The 19,491-nt window shown below is 67.9% G+C and carries 17 protein-coding genes; 9 read left to right on the top strand and 8 right to left on the bottom strand.

The features are described 5' to 3' along the window. The first annotated feature begins 173 nt into the window (after positions 1-173). The 6 genes from P7L68_RS01270 (at position 174) to P7L68_RS01245 (ending at position 6,206) form a co-directional block, all read left to right on the top strand. Positions 174-1,067, top strand: coding sequence for a branched-chain amino acid ABC transporter permease (locus tag P7L68_RS01270; protein ID WP_371999180.1), 894 nt, complete (start codon positions 174-176; stop codon positions 1,065-1,067). After that, complete coding sequence (locus P7L68_RS01265) at positions 1,064-2,092, top strand: branched-chain amino acid ABC transporter permease (RefSeq protein ID WP_371999179.1); 1,029 nt, start codon at positions 1,064-1,066, stop codon at positions 2,090-2,092. The genes P7L68_RS01270 and P7L68_RS01265 overlap by 4 nt, the downstream gene beginning before the upstream one ends. After that, positions 2,089-2,895, top strand: a complete 807-nt coding sequence (locus tag P7L68_RS01260; protein WP_371999178.1) for an ABC transporter ATP-binding protein — start codon at positions 2,089-2,091, stop codon at positions 2,893-2,895. The genes P7L68_RS01265 and P7L68_RS01260 overlap by 4 nt, the downstream gene beginning before the upstream one ends. Then, positions 2,888-3,607: an ABC transporter ATP-binding protein gene (locus P7L68_RS01255; protein ID WP_371999177.1), complete on the top strand. Its 720-nt coding sequence runs from the start codon at positions 2,888-2,890 to the stop codon at positions 3,605-3,607. The genes P7L68_RS01260 and P7L68_RS01255 overlap by 8 nt, the downstream gene beginning before the upstream one ends. A 120-nt stretch (positions 3,608-3,727) precedes the next feature. Further along, positions 3,728-5,440: an AMP-binding protein gene (locus P7L68_RS01250; RefSeq protein ID WP_371999176.1), complete on the top strand. Its 1,713-nt coding sequence runs from the start codon at positions 3,728-3,730 to the stop codon at positions 5,438-5,440. Between the two features lie 70 nt (positions 5,441-5,510). After that, the gene (locus P7L68_RS01245; protein WP_371999175.1) at positions 5,511-6,206 is read left to right on the top strand and encodes a TetR/AcrR family transcriptional regulator; all 696 of its coding nucleotides are present in this window, start codon (positions 5,511-5,513) and stop codon (positions 6,204-6,206) included. A gap of 3 nt (positions 6,207-6,209) precedes the next feature. Here P7L68_RS01245 and P7L68_RS01240 read toward each other — a convergent pair whose 3' ends face one another. After that, the gene (locus P7L68_RS01240) at positions 6,210-6,962 is read right to left on the bottom strand and encodes a hypothetical protein (RefSeq protein WP_371999174.1); all 753 of its coding nucleotides are present in this window, start codon (positions 6,960-6,962) and stop codon (positions 6,210-6,212) included. A gap of 273 nt (positions 6,963-7,235) precedes the next feature. Here P7L68_RS01240 and P7L68_RS01235 point away from each other — a divergent pair, with 273 nt between their 5' ends. After that, positions 7,236-7,475, top strand: a complete 240-nt coding sequence (locus P7L68_RS01235) for an aldo/keto reductase (protein ID WP_371999173.1) — start codon at positions 7,236-7,238, stop codon at positions 7,473-7,475. An 8-nt stretch (positions 7,476-7,483) separates the two neighbouring features. On the opposite strand, the gene P7L68_RS01230 is transcribed toward P7L68_RS01235, so the two are convergent. Beyond that, complete coding sequence (locus P7L68_RS01230; protein ID WP_371999172.1) at positions 7,484-8,392, bottom strand: SDR family oxidoreductase; 909 nt, start codon at positions 8,390-8,392, stop codon at positions 7,484-7,486. A gap of 141 nt (positions 8,393-8,533) precedes the next feature. Here P7L68_RS01230 and P7L68_RS01225 point away from each other — a divergent pair, with 141 nt between their 5' ends. Then, entirely contained in the window at positions 8,534-9,442 is a 909-nt protein-coding gene (locus P7L68_RS01225) for an AraC family transcriptional regulator (protein ID WP_371999171.1), read from the top strand. A 7-nt stretch (positions 9,443-9,449) separates the two neighbouring features. On the opposite strand, the gene P7L68_RS01220 is transcribed toward P7L68_RS01225, so the two are convergent. Beyond that, on the bottom strand, positions 9,450-9,830 hold the full coding sequence (locus tag P7L68_RS01220) for a tautomerase family protein (RefSeq protein ID WP_371999170.1): 381 nt from the start codon (positions 9,828-9,830) through the stop codon (positions 9,450-9,452). A 111-nt stretch (positions 9,831-9,941) separates the two neighbouring features. Here P7L68_RS01220 and P7L68_RS01215 point away from each other — a divergent pair, with 111 nt between their 5' ends. After that, positions 9,942-10,799: a LysR substrate-binding domain-containing protein gene (locus P7L68_RS01215; RefSeq protein WP_371999169.1), complete on the top strand. Its 858-nt coding sequence runs from the start codon at positions 9,942-9,944 to the stop codon at positions 10,797-10,799. Positions 10,800-10,815: 16 nt separating this feature from the next. Here P7L68_RS01215 and P7L68_RS01210 read toward each other — a convergent pair whose 3' ends face one another. The 5 genes from P7L68_RS01210 to P7L68_RS01190 form a co-directional block, all read right to left on the bottom strand. Then, the gene (locus P7L68_RS01210; RefSeq protein ID WP_371999168.1) at positions 10,816-12,393 is read right to left on the bottom strand and encodes an ABC transporter substrate-binding protein; all 1,578 of its coding nucleotides are present in this window, start codon (positions 12,391-12,393) and stop codon (positions 10,816-10,818) included. A 165-nt stretch (positions 12,394-12,558) separates the two neighbouring features. Continuing rightward, on the bottom strand, positions 12,559-13,419 hold the full coding sequence (locus tag P7L68_RS01205; RefSeq protein WP_371999167.1) for an alpha/beta hydrolase: 861 nt from the start codon (positions 13,417-13,419) through the stop codon (positions 12,559-12,561). A 117-nt stretch (positions 13,420-13,536) separates the two neighbouring features. After that, on the bottom strand, positions 13,537-15,186 hold the full coding sequence (locus P7L68_RS01200) for an ABC transporter ATP-binding protein (protein WP_371999166.1): 1,650 nt from the start codon (positions 15,184-15,186) through the stop codon (positions 13,537-13,539). Next, on the bottom strand, positions 15,183-16,049 hold the full coding sequence (locus P7L68_RS01195) for an ABC transporter permease (protein ID WP_371999165.1): 867 nt from the start codon (positions 16,047-16,049) through the stop codon (positions 15,183-15,185). Before P7L68_RS01195 ends, P7L68_RS01200 begins: the two co-directional genes overlap by 4 nt. Further along, complete coding sequence (locus P7L68_RS01190) at positions 16,046-16,987, bottom strand: ABC transporter permease (protein ID WP_371999164.1); 942 nt, start codon at positions 16,985-16,987, stop codon at positions 16,046-16,048. The genes P7L68_RS01195 and P7L68_RS01190 overlap by 4 nt, the downstream gene beginning before the upstream one ends. Positions 16,988-19,491: the final 2,504 nt, after the last annotated feature.

Here is a 19,491-nt window from a genome sequence, read left to right as displayed (position 1 = left end):
GTCTCTCGACTTGCAGCCACCGGGGCGCGGCCATGACGATCGCGCCTCCCCGGTGACCGGCCGCACCCCCTCCCCGGTGGCTGCACTTTTTTTTCGAGAGACAGTGTGCATCGGATTGCCAACGGTGCGCACCCCGACCTTCCGCATCCCGATGCGGCCTTACGGAGGCGATGATGACGTTCGCCGATCTGGCGCTGATCCTGTTCAACGGCATGGCCTGGGCGGCCGCCACCTTTCTGGTGGCGGCGGGGCTGACGCTGATCTTCGGCATCCTGCACATCCTGAACTTCGCCCATGGCGGGTTCTTCATGATCGGCGCCTATATCGCCTTCACCCTGCTGCAGCTGGCAGGCGGCGGCGGTGTGCCGCTGTGGCTGTATCTGGTGGTGGCGCTGGCATCTGGCATGGCGGTGGCCGTGCTGGGGGTGCTGGCCGATCTTGCCATCTTCCGGCGGCTGCGCGGGGTTGAGGACGCCTATGTGCTGATCGCAACCTACGCCCTGCTGCTGGTCTGCGACGGTGCGGTCAAGCTGATCTGGGGGCTGAACTTCATGTCGGTGCCGACCCCTGAAGAGCTGGGCGGTGCCGTGTTCCTGGGCGATGCGATCATGCCCGAATTCGCGCTGTTCGTGATTGCCTGCGGCCTGCTCGCCTTCATCGGCCTCGACCTGCTGATGGAGCGGACCACCTTCGGCAAGCTGATCTGGGCGGTCGCCATGGACAGCTGGATGGCGAAGCTGCTGGGCATCCGCGTCGGCCGGGTGCTGATGATCACGGTCGTGATCGCCTTCGCCCTGGCGGGCCTTGCCGGCGGGCTGCTCGCCGCCAATCAGAGCCTGTCGCCAAGCCTTGCCGGCGTGTTCCTGCTCCAGGCCTTCGGGGTGATCATCGTCGGCGGCATGGGCAGCATCCGGGGCGCTGCGATCGCAGCCGTGATGCTGGGGCTGATCGAAAGCTTCGGCACCGTCTTCCTGCCGGATTATCCCGGCATCCTCTTCTTCGTCGCCCTCGCCGCCGTGCTGCTGATCCGGCCGCAGGGGCTGATGGGACGCGCACAGGTGGCATGATGACGCTTGCGACCCGGACGACACCGCTTCTGGCGCTCTGGCCGCTGGCGGTGGGCCTGATCCTCTTCGCCCTGGCGCCCGCGCTGCTCAATCAGGGGCTGGTGTTCCTTGCGGGGCTGACGCTGGTCAACATCGTGTTTGCCCAGGCCTGGAACCTGCTGTTCAGCACCATCGGCCTGCTCTCCTTCGGCCAGGCGATGTTCTTCGCCATCGGCGCCTATGCCATGGCGGCCGGCCCCCAGCAGGCCGGCGGCGGGCCGTTCCTGATGTGGCTCGGCATCGCGACCGGGCTGGGCGCGCTGGCCGCGATCGTCTTCGGCATCGTGGCGCTGCGCCGCTCGGGCGGGATCTATTTCGCCGTACTGACGCTCGCCTTCGCCGAACTGGTCCATGTGCTGATCACCAAGACCGATTGGCTGGGCCGCAATGACGGGCTGACCGGCATCTATCGCCCCACGATCGAGCTTGGCATCGCCACCATCGATCTGACGCAGGGCGACGCCTATTACTGGTTCATGCTGGTCGCCTGCGGGCTGGCCTCTGCCCTGCTCTGGTGGGCCGGGCATGGCGTGCTCGGTCGCAGTTTCCGGGCGATCCGGCAGGATCCGGTGCGCGCGGCGTTCCTGGGCCTCGACGTCGACCGCCACCGCCTGGCCGCCTTTGCCATTTCGGGCGCCGCCAGCGCCTTCGCCGGCGCGGTGAGTGCCCCCTGGATGCAGATCGTCACCCCCGAACTCGCCCATTGGAGCATGTCGACCAAGCCGGTGCTCTATGCCCTGCTGGGCGGTGCGGGCAGCTTCTGGGGCCCGGCGATCGGCGCGATCCTGTTCGGCGCGGTCGAATACGCCACCCGCACCATGCACGGCATCGCCGACATCACCACCGGCCTGATGCTGCTGGCCGTGGTGCTGGCGATCCCCGGCGGCGTGATGGGGCTGGTGATGACGTTGCGCGCGCGGCGTGGCGCGACGGCACGCGCCACCCCCGCCCCGCATGCCCGCCGCCCGCAGGAGCAGACGCCATGAGCAGGACCGCTTCCCCGTCTCCGACGTCTTCCACCCCCACCTCTTCCGCGCCCCTGCTTGCGGCCCGCGGCCTGGTGAAGTTCTACGGCAAGACCCAGGTGCTGCACGATGTCTCGATCGATGTGGCGCCGGGCGAGGCCCATGTGGTGATCGGCCCCAACGGCGCCGGCAAGACCACGCTGTTCAAGGCGGTCTCGGGTGAATTTCCGGTCGATGGCGGCGAGATCCGTTTCGACGAGGGCGATGTCACCAGGCTTGCCGGCTGGCAGCGGGTGCGGCGGGGCGTCGGGCGCTCGTTCCAGGTGGCGCGGATCTTCGGCGAGATGACCACGGCCGAGAATCTGACGGTCGCGGTGGAATCGCGCGAGCGCCGCACCCGCGGCGGCTTCAGCCTCACCTTCCGGATCAGCCCGCGACGCAGCACGCTGGCCGAGGTCTCGCGCCTGCTCGACGGGCTGGGGCTGGGGCCGCGGGCCGACGACCCGGCCAAACTTCTCTCCCATGGCGACAAGAAGCGGCTGGAACTGGCGATGAGCCTGGCGCTGCGCCCCAAGCTGATCATGCTCGACGAGCCGACCGCCGGCATGTCGCCGGGCGACCGGACGGCGGCGGCGGAGCTGATCGCCGAAACCCAGCGGCGCCACGGCCTCGCCTTCCTGCTCACCGAACACGATATGGGCGTGGTTTTCGGCCTTGCCCAAAGGCTGACCGTGCTGCATCACGGCCGGGTCATCGCCAGCGGCGAGCCGGCTGCGGTGCGCGACGACCCGACCGTCAAGGAGGTCTATCTGGGCCATGGCTGAACCGCTCCTGCGCATCGAGGCGCTTCATGCCGGCTATGGCGATGCCGCCGTGCTGCACGGCATCGACCTTGCCATCGGCGAGGGCTCGGCCGTGGCGCTGCTCGGCCGCAACGGCGCCGGCAAATCCACCCTGCTCAAGACCATCCTGAATGCCGGCCCCCGGGTCACCGGCGGCCGCATCACCCTGGACGGCCGGGATATCGGCCCGCTCGGCCCCGATGCCCGCGCCCGGGCCGGGCTGATGCTGGTCCCCGAAGACCGGCGGATCTTCCCGCATATCACGGTGGCCGAGAATATCGCGCTGGGGGTGCATGCCGCCCGCGCGGGGGTGAAGCCGATGACGATGGACGAGATCTGGGCCCTGTTCCCGGCCCTCGTCCCCTTCGCCGCCCGCGCCGGCTATGCCCTCTCGGGCGGGCAGCAGCAGATGGTGGCAGTGGCGCGCGGCGTGATCGCCCGGCCACGCCTGCTGCTGCTCGACGAGCCGGTAGAAGGGCTGGCGCCGGTGATCGTGGACCAGATGGCCGAGGAAATCCGCCGCCTGCACCGCGATCACGGGCTGACGGTGCTGGTCACCGAACAGAACCTTTCCTTCGCCCGCGCGGTCACCGACCGGGTGCACCTGATCGACAGCGGCGAGCTGGTCTATTCGGGCAGCTGGGCGGAATTCGATGCCGATCCCAGCCTTAAAGCCCGCTACCTCGCCGTTTGAGTCTTTCAGGCCCTCGGCCCAAGCGGCCACTGCCGTGGCCTTGGCCGCCGCCTCAATGGCGGCTTGTGACGATCATCGCCGTTGTTCCGTGCCCTGTGCTCCTGAGGATCCCCGCGCCCCATGTCCACCATCCTTGTCGACGACCCGAGCGGTTTCCGCCTGCGTTACACCCCGGACGAGACCCGGCTGCGCCGGGCGGCGGGGGAATGGTCCGGGCGCACCCTGGTCGATGATGCCCGCGACCGCGCGCGCCAGACGCCCGACCGGATCGCGCTGCGCACCGAAACCGGCAGCCTGACCTATGGCCAGGCCCTGACCCGCGCGGTGAAGCTGGCGCGGCGGATGCGGCAGGCGGGGCTGATGCCCGGCGATGTGGTCAGCTTCCAGCTGCCCAACTGGGAAGAGGCGGTGGTGCTGAATCTCGCCTGCGCGCTGGGCGGGCAGGTGATCAACCCGATCGTGCCGATCTATCGCGACCGCGAAGTGGGCTTCATCCTGGGGGATGCGCGCTCGAAACTTCTGGTCCTGCCCGCGGAATGGCGGCGCTTCGACTATGCCGCCATGGCGCGGGGGCTGAAGCCCGGCCTGGCGCATCTGCGCACCGTCATCACCGTGCGCGGCGGGGCGGCCGGCTGCGATGCCTGGGAGGATTGGGGCGGGGCCGAAGACGACGGCGCCGTGGATTTCGGCGAGGATTTCACCCCGGCCGATGCCTCGACGCTGAAGATGGTGATGTACACCTCGGGCACCACCGGCCGGCCCAAGGGCGTGCTCTATGCCCACGAGACCTCGCGGCGGGCGCTGATGAATTCGATGGCGGCATGGGCCGTGCAGCCGGGCCAGGTGATCCTGATGCCCTCTCCCGTGACCCATGTCACCGGCTTTTCCTACGGCATGGAACTGCCCTTCTATCACGGCACGACCACCGTGTTCATGGAACGCTGGGACGGCAGCCAGGCGCTGGATCTGATCGAAGAACACGGCGTTTCGGTGATGATCGGCGCCACCCCCTTCCTGCAGGAGCTGACCCAGGCTGCGGAAAGCGCCCGCGCCGCCGGCAGGCCGCCGGTGGCGGCCAGCCTGAAGATCTTCGCCTGCGGCGGTGCCGCCGTGCCGCCCGAAGTGGTGCGCCGCGCCCGCGCCGCCCTGCCCGGCCTTGCCGCCTTCCGGGTCTACGGGTCGAGCGAATGCCCGATGATCACCCAGGGCTATCCCGGCACCGACCCGGTCTCGGCCGAAGCCGCCGCGGTCACCGACGGCGCGGTGAGCGGCTGGGAGGTGAAGGTGGTCGACGATGCCGGCCGCACCCTGCCGCCCGGGGCGGAGGGCGAAATCCTGGCCCGCGGCCCGGCGCTGTTCCGCGGCTATACCGACCCCGAGGCGACCGCGGAAGCCTTCGACCCCGAGGGCTATTTCAGAACCGGCGATCTGGGCACCGTCTCGGCCGCGGGCCAGGTGGTGATCACCGGGCGCAAGAAGGACCTGATCATCCGCGGCGGCGAGAACCTCTCGGCCAAGGAGATCGAGGATGCGCTGCACGAACACCCGCTGGTGCGCGAAGCCGCCGTGGTCGCCATGCCCCATGCCCGCCTGGGCGAAGGTGTCTGCGCCTGGCTGATCCCGACCCGGGCGGCCCGTGATGCGGAACAGGATGGCACCGCCCTGCCCGATCGCGCGGCGATTGCCGATTTTGTTGCATCGCGGGGGCTGGCACGGCAAAAACTTCCCGAACGGATCGAATGGGTCGAGGATTTCCCGCGCACCGCGTCGGGCAAGATCCAGAAGCATCTGATCCGCAGGATGGTGGCGGAGGCACTCGACGGCACCGCCTGACAAAATATCCGGCGCCGGGCATCCGTGGCCGGGCATCCGTGGCCGGACAGTCAACCGAAGGACGGAATTCATGGCGGGGCGCAGACGCAACGAGCGCGCGGAACAGGTGCGCGAGGCGATCATCCAGGCGGCCGCCCGGACCATCGGCGAGAAGGGTTACGACAAGACCTCGATCGCCCGGGTGGCCGAAGAGGCCGGCATCGCCCATGGCTCGGTCTATCTGCATTTCGAAAACCGCCAGGCCCTGTTCGACAGCCTGCTGCCGACGCTGGGCCGGCGGATGCTGGAGTTCATCCGCAAGCGCACCCGCAACGCCCGGACGGTGCTGGAACGCGAACGCGTGGGCCTGGAGGCCAATTTCGCCTATCTCTCCACACATCCCTATCTGCACCGCCTGACCAACGAGGCCGAATTCTTCGCCCCCGAAGCCCATCGCGAATTCTATGACCATCTGGCCGAAGGCTATGTCCGCGCGCTGCGCCGCGCCCATGCCGCGGGCGAACTGCCCGGCTATCAGGATGCCGATCTGGAACCGATGGCCTATATGCTGATGGGCGCGCGCGAATTCCTGCTCTCCCATTACTGCGTCACCGGCACGGAAGTCCGCCCCCTGCCGCAAGAGGTGGAACGCATCTACATGACCGTCGTCGCCCGCGCCCTCTCCGCCACCACCCCTCTGCCCGACGAGGCGGCACCGTCGCCGGAGCATGCGGCGGATGCACTGCGGGAGGCGGCGGAGACGGATTTCGGGAGGGGAGTGGGGTGAGTATTATTTCTGACTCCCCAAGCATTTAACAAATTTCGATCCGTCGAGCCTGATCAAGACCCTGCTCTCACCGTCTTGCCCGATGAGCAGATTCGGCATGATATGCACCCTTCCTGAGAAAATTTCTGTTTCCCCCTCTTTGACCTGGCAGTGGAGCTTCGATGGAGGCGAGAAAATCACACCGAGAAATAGAGACGAAATAATTGGCACAATAAATATTTTCGATACAAATTTTTTCTCAGGAGGAGACCCATTAAAGAAGATATAATTTATTGCAATATTCCCAAGTATAAATAAGATCGTAAACAAAAATGTATAACAAACCATATTGTTTCCAATCCCTGAATCATTCTCCTTAAAAGAAAAGACAAAAGAAAATAAAATTACCAATGCAATTTCCACATAAGTCTCTAACAAATAATAACCTCCAATTCTGGAGAGAAATTTCTTTTGCCCGAATGCGGAACAAATTGAGATATAGAGGCGCTCGTCCCACCTCTCTGCCTCTGCCTTTCTTTCCGCAAGATCGACGAATCTCAGCACGGAATTTTTATACCAACAATATCTGCAGAAGAAGAGGATCAGCATCATAAGAATACAGCCCGTCGGGGGAATTCCGATGTCAAGCGGCTGTATAAAGGGTAGAAATTCTGGTTCTACGGCCACAACGAACCCGAAAGTATAAGCCGCATAACATCCGATGAGAACAATCGGTAAGATTTTTATCAGTTCATCGATGGATGATCTCTCCGACATCATAGCGACCAGCCCTCTTGCATTGCTACACTACCTGTAAAAAAACTTACCGGTAGAAGTGTAGAATATGGGCCATCGCTTGCAAAGCCGTGGCAACGTGCAGTGGTAGGCTGAACTGTTACCTATCTTAGCGGTCTGGACCCCTGGCCCTCGTCCCCCTGGCCCTCGCCCCCTCGGCCATCGTCACCAGAGTGGCGATACCGGGACCTGCAGTCGCCGGACGGCTCCACCTGGCTCCCGCTGCTATTCCCGCTCGCCGCCAAGGAGACGATCATGACCACGCAGAACATGGCCGGCACCTTCCGCCTCGGCGATCGCCTGGTCAACCGCATGGGCCATGGCGCCAGGCCGCTGGCGCTGGCCTGGCTGCTGGCGCGCGCGCCCGACATCCTGCTGATCCCGGGCACCTTGCGCCTGGACCATCTGCAGGACAATCTGGCGGCAGCCGGGCTGGATCTGCCGCGCGAGATGCTGGCGGCGCCGGGCGCGCGGGTCGCGGGCGAGGTGGTCTGAACGGCCGTTCAGCCGCCGGCTTCCTCGCCGAAATAGCCCGCCGTCCGGATGTCGTGAAGCAGCCCCGGCCCGGTCGGCACCCAGCCCAGGCTGTCGCGGGTGATCGTGGCCGAGGCGGGCACGTCCATGGCGGCGAAATGGGTGAACCAGGTGAAATGGGCCGGCGCCTCCTCCGGCGTGACCGCACGCAGGGGCAGGCCAAGCCCCTCTCCGATCGCGGTCGCCACCTCGCGGAAGGCGATGCCCTGTTCGGCAACGGCGTGATAGCGCGCCCCCGCCTGCCCCGCCTCCAGCGCCAGGCGATAGAGCCGGGCGGCATCGCTGCGGTGCACGGCCGGCCAGAGATTGGCGCCCTCGCCGATCCAGGCCGAGGCGCCGCTCCGGCGGGCGATGTCGATCAGCATCGGCACGAAACCGTGATCGCCCGCCCCGTGGACCGAGGGCGGCAGGCGCAGCACCATGACCCTGGCACCGGCGGCCAGCACCTCGGCGGCGGCCTCTTCCGAGGCGACGCGCGGCAGGGCGCCCGCACCGGCGCGCGGGGCATCGTCTTCGGTGCAGAGCCGCCCCTGGGGCAGCACGCCGATGCCGGAGGTGACGATCAGCGGCCGGTCGGTGCCGGCCAGGGCCGCCCCCAGCGCCCGCACCGCGGCACGGTCGGTTTCGCAATGCGCGACATAATCAGTGAAGTCGTGGATGAACCCGGCATGGATCACCCCGTCGGCAGCCGCCGCTGCGGCGGCAAGGCCGGCGGTGTCGCGCAGATCCCCGCGGATGGGGGTAACGCCGGCCCGGGCCAGGGCCGCGGCCGCTTCATCGGACCGGGCCAGGCCCGAGACCCGATGCCCGGCCCCAAGAAGGTCGCGGACGACCGCCGTGCCGACGAAACCCGTGGCACCGGTGACGAAGACATGCATGGCAACCTCGCAAAGCTGCAGGATCGGTAAAACGTCGAGGCCGCAGGATAGGCCCGGCCCCATGGACGATCCATGCCGCAGCCTCCATAATATCTTCGCAATCGTCCTGAGATGGCGATCCCGCCACCCCAAAGGCCCGTGATGGACCCGCTCTCCGAGATCCTCTCCCTGCTCCGCCCGAAGAGCTATGTCTCGGCCGGCTTCGATGCCGGTGGCGACTGGGCCGTGCGCTTCGACGACCAGCAGGGCTATATCAAATGCTATGCCATCACCCGCGGCGGCTGCTGGCTGACGGTCGACGGCCTGGCCGATCCGCTGCGGCTGGAGGCGGGCGAAAGCTTCGTGATGCCGAGCGGCCGGTCGTTCACCCTGGCCAGCGGGTCGGGGCTGACGCCGGTCGCCGCCCGCGACATCTTCCCGCCGGCACGCGACGGCGGCGTGGTGCGGCTGGGCGGCGGCGGCGGCATGTATCTGGTCGGCGCCCGCTTCGCAGTCGACGGCGCCCGCGCCGGCCTGCTGCTGGCGGGCCTTCCGCCCGTGCTGCATGTTCATGCCCCGGCGGATCGCGAGGCGCTGCGCTGGTCGGTGGAGCGGATGATCGGCGAGCTGCACGACCCCCGCCCCGGCAGCCAGCTGATCGCCCGCCATCTGGCCCATATGATGCTGGTTCAGGCGCTGCGGCTGTGCATGGCCAGAGCGGCCCCCGGCCGCATCGGCTGGTTCTTCGCGCTGGCGGATCCGCGCATGGCGGCGGCGATCGGCGCCATGCATGCCGACCCCGCCCGCCGCTGGACGGTGCAGGACCTCGCCACCACCGCCGGCATGTCGCGATCGGCCTTCGCCGCCCGATTCCGCGACACCACAGGCGAGGCGCCGATGGCATATCTGACCCGCTGGCGCATGCTGCTGGCCGCCGACCGGCTGGAGACCACCCGCGATCCCGTTTCGGTGGTTGCGGCCGAACTGGGCTATTGGTCGGACAGCGCCTTCAGCACCGCCTTCAAGCGGGTGATGGGCCGCCCGCCCTGGGCGTGGAGCGGGGGCACCTGACGGCTGCTCAGACGAAGGTGGCGAGGCCGTTGCCGGTGGACCAGTTCTCCGTCGAAACCTCGACCAGATTGATGAACACATCCTGGGGCCGCAGCCCCGGATTTTCAGCCAGAAGCCCGGCCAGGCGGCGGTAGAGCGCCTTTTTCTGGTCGGTGGTGCGGGTGTCGTTCACCGTCAGCTGGATATAGACCAGATCGTCGCTGCGCTCTATGCCGAAGCACCGGGCGCCATAGCGGAAATTGGCGGGCGCGTGCTCGTGGATGGTCATGAACTGGTCGTCCTCGGGCACGTCGAACGTGTCCCGCAGGGCCTGATAGACGCCGTCGAAAATGGCCTGGCGCCAGGCGTCGGGCTTGCCGGCACGCAGAGAGATGTGAACCAGCGGCATCGGAACCTCCTGATCAGATGGGGTGAGGCCCCGAGGCTAGCCGTGCCCCGGTCATTTCGGTATCCTATGAATTCCGATATCAGAAATGATGATCTGAAATGACGGGACCGCATGTCCGACCGCCCGCTCGACCTCGACGCCGTTCAGGCCTTCGTGCGCATTGCCGATTACGGCAGCTTCACCCGTGCCGCCGAAGCCGGGCGCACGACGCAGTCGGCGATCAGCCTGAAGCTGAAACGGCTGGAGGAGAGGCTTGGATGCCGGCTGGTCGAACGCACGCCAAGGCATGTGGAGCTGTCGGCCCGTGGCCTGGTCTTTCTGGAGCAGGCCCGGGCCCTGCTCGCCGCGCATGACCGGGCCTGTGCGGCGGTGACGCCACAGCGGCGGCGGCTCACCATCGGGATCAGCGACCATGTCGCCGGGCCGGAACTGCCGCTGCTGATCGCGCGGATGAATGCCGAGGATCCGCAGCTGTCGATCGGCATCCGCATCGGATCTTCGGGCGAGCTGCTGCGCGCCTTCGACCGGCGCGAGATCGACACGGTGATCGTGCGTTTCCAGGACGGCCGCGACGACGGCGAGATCATCGCCCGGGAACGCTTCGGCTGGTTCGCCGCCGGCCGCTGGCAGCACCGGCCCGGCGAGCCGCTGCCGATCGCGACCATGCCGGAACCCTGCGGCGTGCGGGTGCTGGCGGGCGCGCTGCTGGATCAGGCGGGCATCGGCTGGACGGAGGTGTTCACCGGCGGCGGCGTGACCGCGGTGGCGGCGGCCGTCACCGCGGGGCTGGGCATCGCCGCCCTGTCGCCGCGCATGGTGCCGATGGGTGCCGTGGATGTGGGGAAACGGCTGGGCCTGCCCCGCCTGCCGCGGCTGCCGGTGGTGCTGTACAGCCGTGACCGCGAGGGCCGGAGCGGCCGGGCCGTCGCGGCACTGGTCGCCGCGTATCGCACAGCGATACGCGGCTGAGGCATGCCGGCAGAGGCTACTTCGTCTTCGTCACGCCCCAGAAGCGGTCGAAACCGGCCGACCACGGGGTGTAGCCCTTCAGATCGGGCGCCGTGGCGATGACGCGGACGTCGTTATAAAGGCCGATCACCGGCACCGCCTCGGCCATGCGGCTGTGGATGCGATCGAAGATCTTGCCCCGGACCGCCGGATCCATGGTCTGCCGGGCGGCCTCCAGCAGCTTGATGGCATCCGGATCGTCCCAGCTGGCGCTGGGCTGCTCGGTCTTGTCGCCGATGATCGAGGAATAGGCGAGCGCCGGGTCGAGCCTGGAGGAATAGACGAAGGACTGCATCTGATACTTGCCCTGCAGATAGTTCTGCAGCTGCGCCGCCCAGTCCAGCACCTCGATCTGGGCGTTGATGCCCGCCGCCTGCATCATGGCCTGCGCGGTGACCGCGGTTTCATGATAGCCGCCGGGGCGCATATTGGTCTGGATGCGGATCGGCTCGCCCTTGTAGCCGGCCTCTTTCAGCAGTTTCTGTGCCAGCGCCGGATCATAGGCCGGCCACTGGTCGTGGGTGGCGTTGTGATAGGGGCTGGCGGTGGCGACACCCGAGGGGTTGGCGGTGGCGACGCCTTCGCTCGCGACCGCCACAATCGAAGGTACGTCGATCGCGTGCGCAATCGCCTTTCGGATGCGGGGGTCCTTCAGCACCGGATCCTGGGTCTGGATCAGCAGCAGATGCCAGGACAGGATCGGCTGCTTATAAATCGATGCCCCGCGGCTTTCGGCTTCCGGGATCTCGGCGGCGCCGAGTTCGGGCACGAAATCCAGCTCGCCCGCATACAGCGCGTTCTTCATCACCGTGCCGTCGGGCGCGATCAGGAAGCGCAGATGATCGGCCAGCGCCGGCTTGGCGCCGGTCATGCCGTCGGCGGGTTCATCACGGCCGGTATAGCCGTCGAACCGGTCCAGCTCGACATAGCGGCCGGGCTTCCAGTCGCCGATCACATAGGGGCCGGTGCCGACCGGCGCCTTCCAGCTGCCGTCTTCGTTGACCGAGGACGGGTGCAGGATGGCGGCATTGCACTGCAGGTTCGACATGAACAGCGGCAGCATCGGGTTCGGCTTTTCCAGCCGGAACACCACCGCATAGGGCTCGGGCGTCTCGATCGCGGTGATCGCGGCACCCTGCTTGCCGTCGAAGAAGCGCTTGCACTGCCAGGCGGTCTCCGCCTTCAGATAGCGGTTCCAGCTCCAGGCGACATCGGCCGAGGTCATCTCGGCGCCGTTCTGGAAGCGGACCCCCTTGCGCAGCTGGAACCGCCAGGACAGGCCGTCGGCCGAGGGCTCGATGCTCTCGGCCAGCACCGGGCCCACCGACAGATCCTGACGATGGCCGACCAGGCCTTCGACCACGTGGTTCATGATCAGATCCGCGGTGCCGTCGCGTTGCACGCCGGGATTGGTGCTGCGCAGATCGGTCGGGATCGCGATGGTGATCCGCTCGGTGCGCTGCGCTTCATCGGCAGAAAAGGCAGTCTGCGGCAGGATCAGCGCCGCGGTGACGACGGCCGCGGCGCCAAACTGCCGCGTGGTCACGCAGGTCATGGGTCTTCCCCTTCCCTTCGCTGGGTGATGGTGAAGCGACGCCGGCAGCGCACTGCCGGTCCCCGTCACGGGCCGGCCGGACATTGTTTTCGGATCGTCCGGTCCGGGCGTATGTCGGGGCGGGGCGCATGCTCCCCATGCGCCCCGCCGGATTTCGTGTCTGCGTCAGCCCCTGGTGGCGGCCACGGCCCCGGCCAGGAAGTCCTGGACGGCGCCGACCACCTTCAGCCCTTCATGACGCACGCCCGGCAGCAGATCGAGCCGCACCGGAATGCCCTTCGCCTCGAACGAGGCCTTCAGGCTCCGGATCTTGTCGACCCGGGTGGCGCCGGCGATGTTGGCGTCGGGCATCCAGCCGGGCATGCCCGGCTTCAGCGTGATTTCCCAGGTGTCGAGATCGGCATCGCCCACGACCATCTGCACCGCCACCCGGCGCATCGCCTCGATATCCGGATCGGTGCCGAACACCTCGCGCAGATTGCGGATGCCGACCCACCAGTCGCGATCCTCATCCAGCAGGGTCACCCCGCCCGGCGCGCCGATCGACACCGCGAACAGCCGGTCGGCATGCAGATAAAGGAAGCGGTGGGTGAAATGGCCACCGCCCGAAAAGCCGAACAGGGCCACCCGCGAGACGTCGATGTCGTAGCGCCTGCCCACCAGATCGACCATGTCGAGCACCAGCCGGTCGAAGCGCATGTCGTGGAATTTGATGCGCTTGTAGTTCGACATCTCCCCCGGCTCGATCAGCCCGACGGGGAAGAGCGGCGCCAGCACGATGCAGTCATGGGCGTCGGCGAAGGCGGCGAAATGGTCGCGATAGGCCGCCGCGGTGCGGCCGGTGCCATGCATGGCGACGATCAGCCGCCAGTGCCGGCGGGCTTCCGCATCGGCCGTGGCGAAGCTTTTGGGCACATAGAGGCAATAGGAGACGCGCTGTTCGTTCGGCAGGGCAAAGAACGGCGTCGGCCCGAAATCGTAGAAGTTCAGATGCGGCTGGGCGAGGGTGATGCCGTCGGGGATCATGGGCACGTGCTCCGGCAAGGTCGGGAGGGCAAGGCGGGCGGGGGACGACCCTGGCTCGTCTTCGAGCATAGGACCGCCCGCCGTGGAGGCCAAGGGCAAAAACTGCTTTTATAACGGTTATAGTGCAGAATGATCATTGGCCGGGCCGGCAAGCCGCCAGCCGCCGCCGGCCACCGGTTCCAGCACCGGGGCCGCCGCCAGCAAGGCGCGGGTATAGGCGTGGCGCGGCCGGGCGAACAGCTCTTCGGTTTCCGCCGTCTCGACGATCCGGCCATCCTTCATCACCGCCACCCGGTGGGCGATGCGGCGCACCACCGACAGCGCATGGGTGATGAACAGGCAGGAAAAGCCGTGGCGCTGCTGCAGATCGCCGAACAGATCCAGCACCTGGGCCTGAACCGTCATATCCAGCGCCGAGACCGCCTCGTCGGCGACCACGAAAGCCGGGCGACGGACGATGGCGCGGGCGATGGCGACGCGCTGGCGCTGACCGCCAGAGAGCTCATGCGGCAGACGCTTCGCATAGGCCGATCCCAGCCCGACCTCTTCCAGCACCTCGTCGACCCGGCGGCGGGCCTCGTCGGCCGCAAGGCCCGGAACATGACGCAGCGGTTCCGCCACGATCCGGCCCACGCCATGGCGCGGGTCCAGCGACGAGAACGGGTCCTGAAACACCATCTGGCAGTCCAGCCGCCGCGCCCGCGCCTCGGGCCCGGTGGTGCGGGCAAGATCGGTGCCGCGGAACAACAGCTGCCCGCCGCTCGGCCGGGTGAGGCCGACCAGGCAGCGGCCGATGGTGGTCTTGCCCGAGCCGCTTTCGCCGACCAGCGCCAGGGTCTCGCCCGGCGCCACCCGGAAGCTGACCCCGTCGACCGCACGCTTGTCGGGCTGGCGCGTCAGCATCCGCCGCCGGCCCTTGTGGATGACCACCAGGTCGCGGGCTTCGACCACGGGCACATCCGCCCGGACGGGCGGTGCCAGCCGGCGCGGCCGCGGCATCGCCTCCAGCAGATTGCGGGTGTAATCATGCTGCGGGTCGAGCAGGATCCGCGCGGTGGGGCCGCGCTCGATCACCTGGCCGCCACGCATCACCACCACGTCATCGGCATAGCGCGCGACCAGCCCCAGATCATGGCTGACCAGCAGAATGGCGGTGTCGTTCTCGCGCGCCAGTTCCACCATCAGTTCCAGCACTTCGCGCTGGACCAGGGTGTCCAGGGCCGTGGTCGGTTCGTCGGCGATCAGCAGCCGGGGTTTCAGCAGCATCACCGAGGCGAGCATGATCCGCTGGCGCATGCCGCCCGAGAATTCATGCGGCCAGGCGCTGAAACAGCGGGCGGGATCGTCGATCCGGATCCGGGCGAGCATGGCCAGCGCCCGCTCGCGGGCCTCGGCGCGGCCGATCTTCTCGTGCAGCATCAGCCCTTCGACCAGCTGCGCGCCCACCGACAGGGCCGGGTTCAGCGACACCATCGGTTCCTGGAACACCATGCCGATCTGGCCGCCGCGGACCTTGCGGCGCGCGGCCCCTTCAAGCGTGGTGATGTCGCGGCCGTCGAACAGGATCCGGCCCGAGCGGCGGATCAGCGGCGCCGGCAGCAGGTCGAGAACTGCCCGCGAGACCACCGTCTTGCCCGAGCCGCTTTCGCCCACCACCGCCAGGATGCGGCCGCGCGCGATCGACAGGCTGGCGTCTTCCACAACCGTTGGTCCGTGTTCCAGGCCAACAGACAAGTTTTGGATGTCGAGGAGAAGCGGGTTGGTCATGCGTTGCGCATCCTGGGGTCAAGCCGGTCGCGCAGCGCATCGCCCAGCAGACAGATGCCGAGCAGGGCCATGGTGATGCAGGCGCCGGGGAAGATGGTGAGCCAATCGGCCTGGGCCAGATAGGGCCGGCCGGCGGAGAGCATCGAGCCCCAGGTCGCCGCCGGTGGCGGCACGCCGAGCCCCAGGAAACTGAGCGCGCTTTCCGACAGCAGCGCCCAGCCGAACATCGACGTGGCGAGCACGATGATCGGCGAGGCGGCATTGGGCAGCACATGCACCGCCATGGTGTAGAGGGTGGAATTGCCGGTGACGGCAGAGGCCTCGACGAATTCCCGGGCGCGGAGCGACATCACGATGCTGCGCACCACCCGCGCCATCGAGGGCGTATAGGCGATGCCGAGCGCCATCACGATGCTGGTCTCGCCCGGGCCCATCACCGCCATCAGCCCCAGCGCCATCAGAATGCCCGGGAAGGCAAGCAGCGCATCGATGACCACGGCCAGCAGCCGGTCGACCGCGCCGCCCAGAAAGCCCGCCAGCACGCCGATCGGTGCGCCCAGAAGGGTTGCCACCGCAACCGTGGCAAGGCCGATCGAGACGCTGGTGGTGGCGCCGCTCATCAGCCGCGAGAGCACGTCGCGGCCGAATTCATCGGTGCCCAGCCAGTGCAGTTCCGACGGCGGCTGCAACCTATGGGGGATATTCAGTGCCATTGGGTTGTAGGGGGTCCAGATCGCGCCGGTGACGGCAAGCATCAGCACGATGCCGACCAGGATCACCCCCAGCCACAGCCCCGGCTGAAGCCGGCGGCGCAGCGGTTTCATGCCGCGGGTATCGGCGGCGGAGACAGGTGCAGTGGTCATGCCGCAACCCTCGGATCGAACAGCGGGTGGAGCAGGTCGACGATCAGGTTGATCACCACGTAAAGCCCGGCGATGAACAGCAGCCCGCCCTGGACGACGGGATAGTCGCGGGCATAGATCGCATCCACCAGCAGCCGGCCCAGCCCCGGCAGCGAGAAGATGGTTTCGGTGACCGCGATCCCCCCCAGCAGATTGCCCAGGATCAGCCCGACCAGGGTCAGGGTCGGCGCGAAGGCATTGGGGAAGACGTGCCGCGCCATCACCATGTGTTCGGGCAGGCCCTTGGCGCGGGCATGGGTGACGTATTCCAGCCGCAGCACCTCGACCGTATTGGCACGCGCCATGCGGGTCAGGATGCCGATCTCGACGATGGTCAGCGTCAGCACCGGCATGACCAGATAGGCGAGCGCCCGGCCGGCATCCTCGGCGAAACCCACATAGCCCACGATCGGCAGCCAGCCGAGATTGAGGCCCAGCCACATCAGGATCAGCAGCCCCAGCCAGAAGGTCGGGATCGACATCAGCAGGGTGGCGCCGGCGGTGATGGCGAGATCCGTGCCGGCTCCGCGCCGCCAGGCCGCGATCATGCCCAGCGGCACGGCGATCAGGGTTGCGATCGCCACCGCCGGGAAAACGACACCGGCCGTCACCGAAAACCGGTCGGCGACCAGCTCCGCCACCGGCAGACCATTGGTGATCGACCGGCCGAGATCCCCTGAAATCAGCCGTTCGACCCAGAGTACGAATTGCCAGGGCCAGGGGCCGTCCAGCCCATAGGCCTGACGCAACGCCTGAACCGTGGCCGGATCGGCCTGATCGCCGAGCATGGTGGTGACCGGATCGCCTGGAATCGCGCGGATCAGCACGAAGACCGCAAGCGCCACCACCACAAGTGTCGGGATCGCCGACGCCAGGCGGTAGAGGATGAAGCGCAACATGGCGGGCTCCTGTTGGTTTCGGTGTTAGGGGTCTCGCCGGAAGCGGCCGGCATGTTCATGCTGCGGTGGGTTTAGAGATCCCTTGAGCATCCATGGACATGCACGGATCCCCGTCCGCCTCAACGGCAAATGTCGGGCAGGCAGAACGCAACGCCCGTGTCCGGCGCCACACCCACCGCCGCGGCGCCACCCCTGCCCGCCCCGGCACACCCCCTCCACCGTCATCCCCGCGAAGGCGGGGATCCACCTTTGCCGCCGCGTGAAGGACAGCGACATGGCGGGCGCCGGCCGGGAGGACGGGGGCGTCAGGGGGCTGACAGGGCCGTGGTCGCAATTCGTCATCGGTCATTCCTGTAGAGGCCTACCTGGATCCCCGCCTTCGCGGGGATGACGGTGTTTCTGTTGTGCGAAGACGGTCGACGACGGTGTCGGACAGGGGCTGCGGTGGTCGGGCGGTGCGGGGATGGTCGACGGCGGTGGCAGACAGCGGCGGTGATGGTTGCACGGTGCGGACGCGATCGACGGCGGTGTCGGACAGTGGCAGGGTGGCGGGCACGTTCGATCGTTCCCGCAGGGCCCGGCAGTCATGTCCGGCGCCCCCCTGCCCGCCCCGGCACAGCCCCTCCACCGTCATCCCCGCGAAGGCGGGGATCCAGGTTTGTCGCCGTGCGAAGAACACCGACAAACCGGGCACCGGCCGGGAGGACGGGAGCGGCAGGGGGCTGACAGGGAGGTGGTCGCGAGCGGTCATCGATCATTCCTGTGGAGGCCTACCTGGATCCCCGCCTTCGCGGGGATGACGGTGTTTCTTTTGTGCGAAGACGGTCGACGACGGTGTCGGACAGGGGCTGCGGTGGTCGGGCGGTGCGGGGATGGTCGACGGCGGTGGCAGACAGCGGCGGTGGTGGTTGCACGGTGCGGACGCGATCGACGGCGGTGTCGGACAGTGGCGGGGTGGCGGGCACGTTCGATCGTTCCCGCAGGGCCCGGCAGTCATGTCCGGCGCCCCCCTGCCCGCCCCGGCACAGCCCCTCCACCGTCATCCCCGCAAAGGCGGGGATCCAGGTTTGTCGCCGTGCGAAGAACACCGACAAACCGGGCACCGGCCGGGAGGACGGGAGCGGCAGGGGGCTGACAGGGAGGTGGTCGCGAGCGGTCATCGATCATTCCTGTGGAGGCCTACCTGGATCCCCGCCTTCGCGGGGATGACGGTGTTTCTTTTGTGCGAAGACGGTCGACGACGGTGTCGGACAGGGGCTGCGGTGGTCGGGCGGTGCGGGGATGGTCGACGGCGGTGGCAGACAGCGGCGGTGGTGGTTGCACGGTGCGGACGCGATCGACGGCGGTGTCGGACAGTGGCGGGGTGGCGGGCACGTTCGATCGTTCCCGCAGGGCCCGGCAGTCATGTCCGGCGCCCCCCTGCCCGCCCCGGCACAGCCCCTCCACCGTCATCCCCGCGAAGGCGGGGATCCAGGTTTGTCGCCGTGCGAAGAACACCGACAAACCGGGCACCGGCCGGGAGGACGGGAGCGGCAGGGGGCTGACAGGGAGGTGGTCGCGAGCGGTCATCGATCATTCCTGTGGAGGCCTACCTGGATCCCCGCCTTCGCGGGGATGACGGTGTTTCTTTTGTGCGAAGACGGTCGACGACGGTGTCGGACAGGGGCTGCGGTGGTCGGGCGGTGCGGGGATGGTCGACGGCGGTGGCAGACAGCGGCGGTGGTGGTTGCACGGTGCGGACGCGATCGACGGCGGTGTCGGACAGTGGCGGGGTGGCGGGCACGTTCGATCGTTCCCGCAGGGCCCGGCAGTCATGTCCGGCGCCCCCCTGCCCGCCCCGGCACAGCCCCTCCACCGTCATCCCCGCGGAGGCGGGGATCCAGGTTTGTCGCCGTGCGAAGAACACCGACAAACCGGGCACCGGCCGGGAGGACGGGAGCGGCAGGGGGCTGACAGGGAGGTGGTCGCGAGCGGTCATCGATCATTCCTGTGGAGGCCTACCTGGATCCCCGCCTTCGCGGGGATGACGGTGTTTCTTTTGTGCGAAGACGGTCGACGACGGTGTCGGACAGGGGCTGCGGTGGTCGGGCGGTGCGGGGATGGTCGACGGCGGTGGCAGACAGCGGCGGTGGTGGTTGCACGGTGCGGACGCGATCGACGGCGGTGTCGGACAGTGGCGGGGTGGCGGGCACGTTCGATCGTTCCCGCAGGGCCCGGCAGTCATGTCCGGCGCCCCCCTGCCCGCCCCGGCACAGCCCCTCCACCGTCATCCCCGCGGAGGCGGGGATCCAGGTTTGTCGCCGTGCGAAGAACACCGACAAACCGGGCACCGGCCGGGAGGACGGGAGCGGCAGGGGGCTGACAGGGAGGTGGTCGCGAGCGGTCATCGATCATTCCTGTGGAGGCCTACCTGGATCCCCGCCTTCGCGGGGATGACGGTGTTTCTTTTGTGCGAAGACGGTCGACGACGGTGTCGGACAGGGGCTGCGGTGGTCGGGCGGTGC

The sequence above is a fragment of the Tistrella mobilis genome (assembly GCF_041468085.1).
GTDB classification, from domain to species: domain Bacteria; phylum Pseudomonadota; class Alphaproteobacteria; order Tistrellales; family Tistrellaceae; genus Tistrella; species Tistrella mobilis_A.
This window is presented reverse-complemented; position numbering and strand designations above follow the sequence as displayed.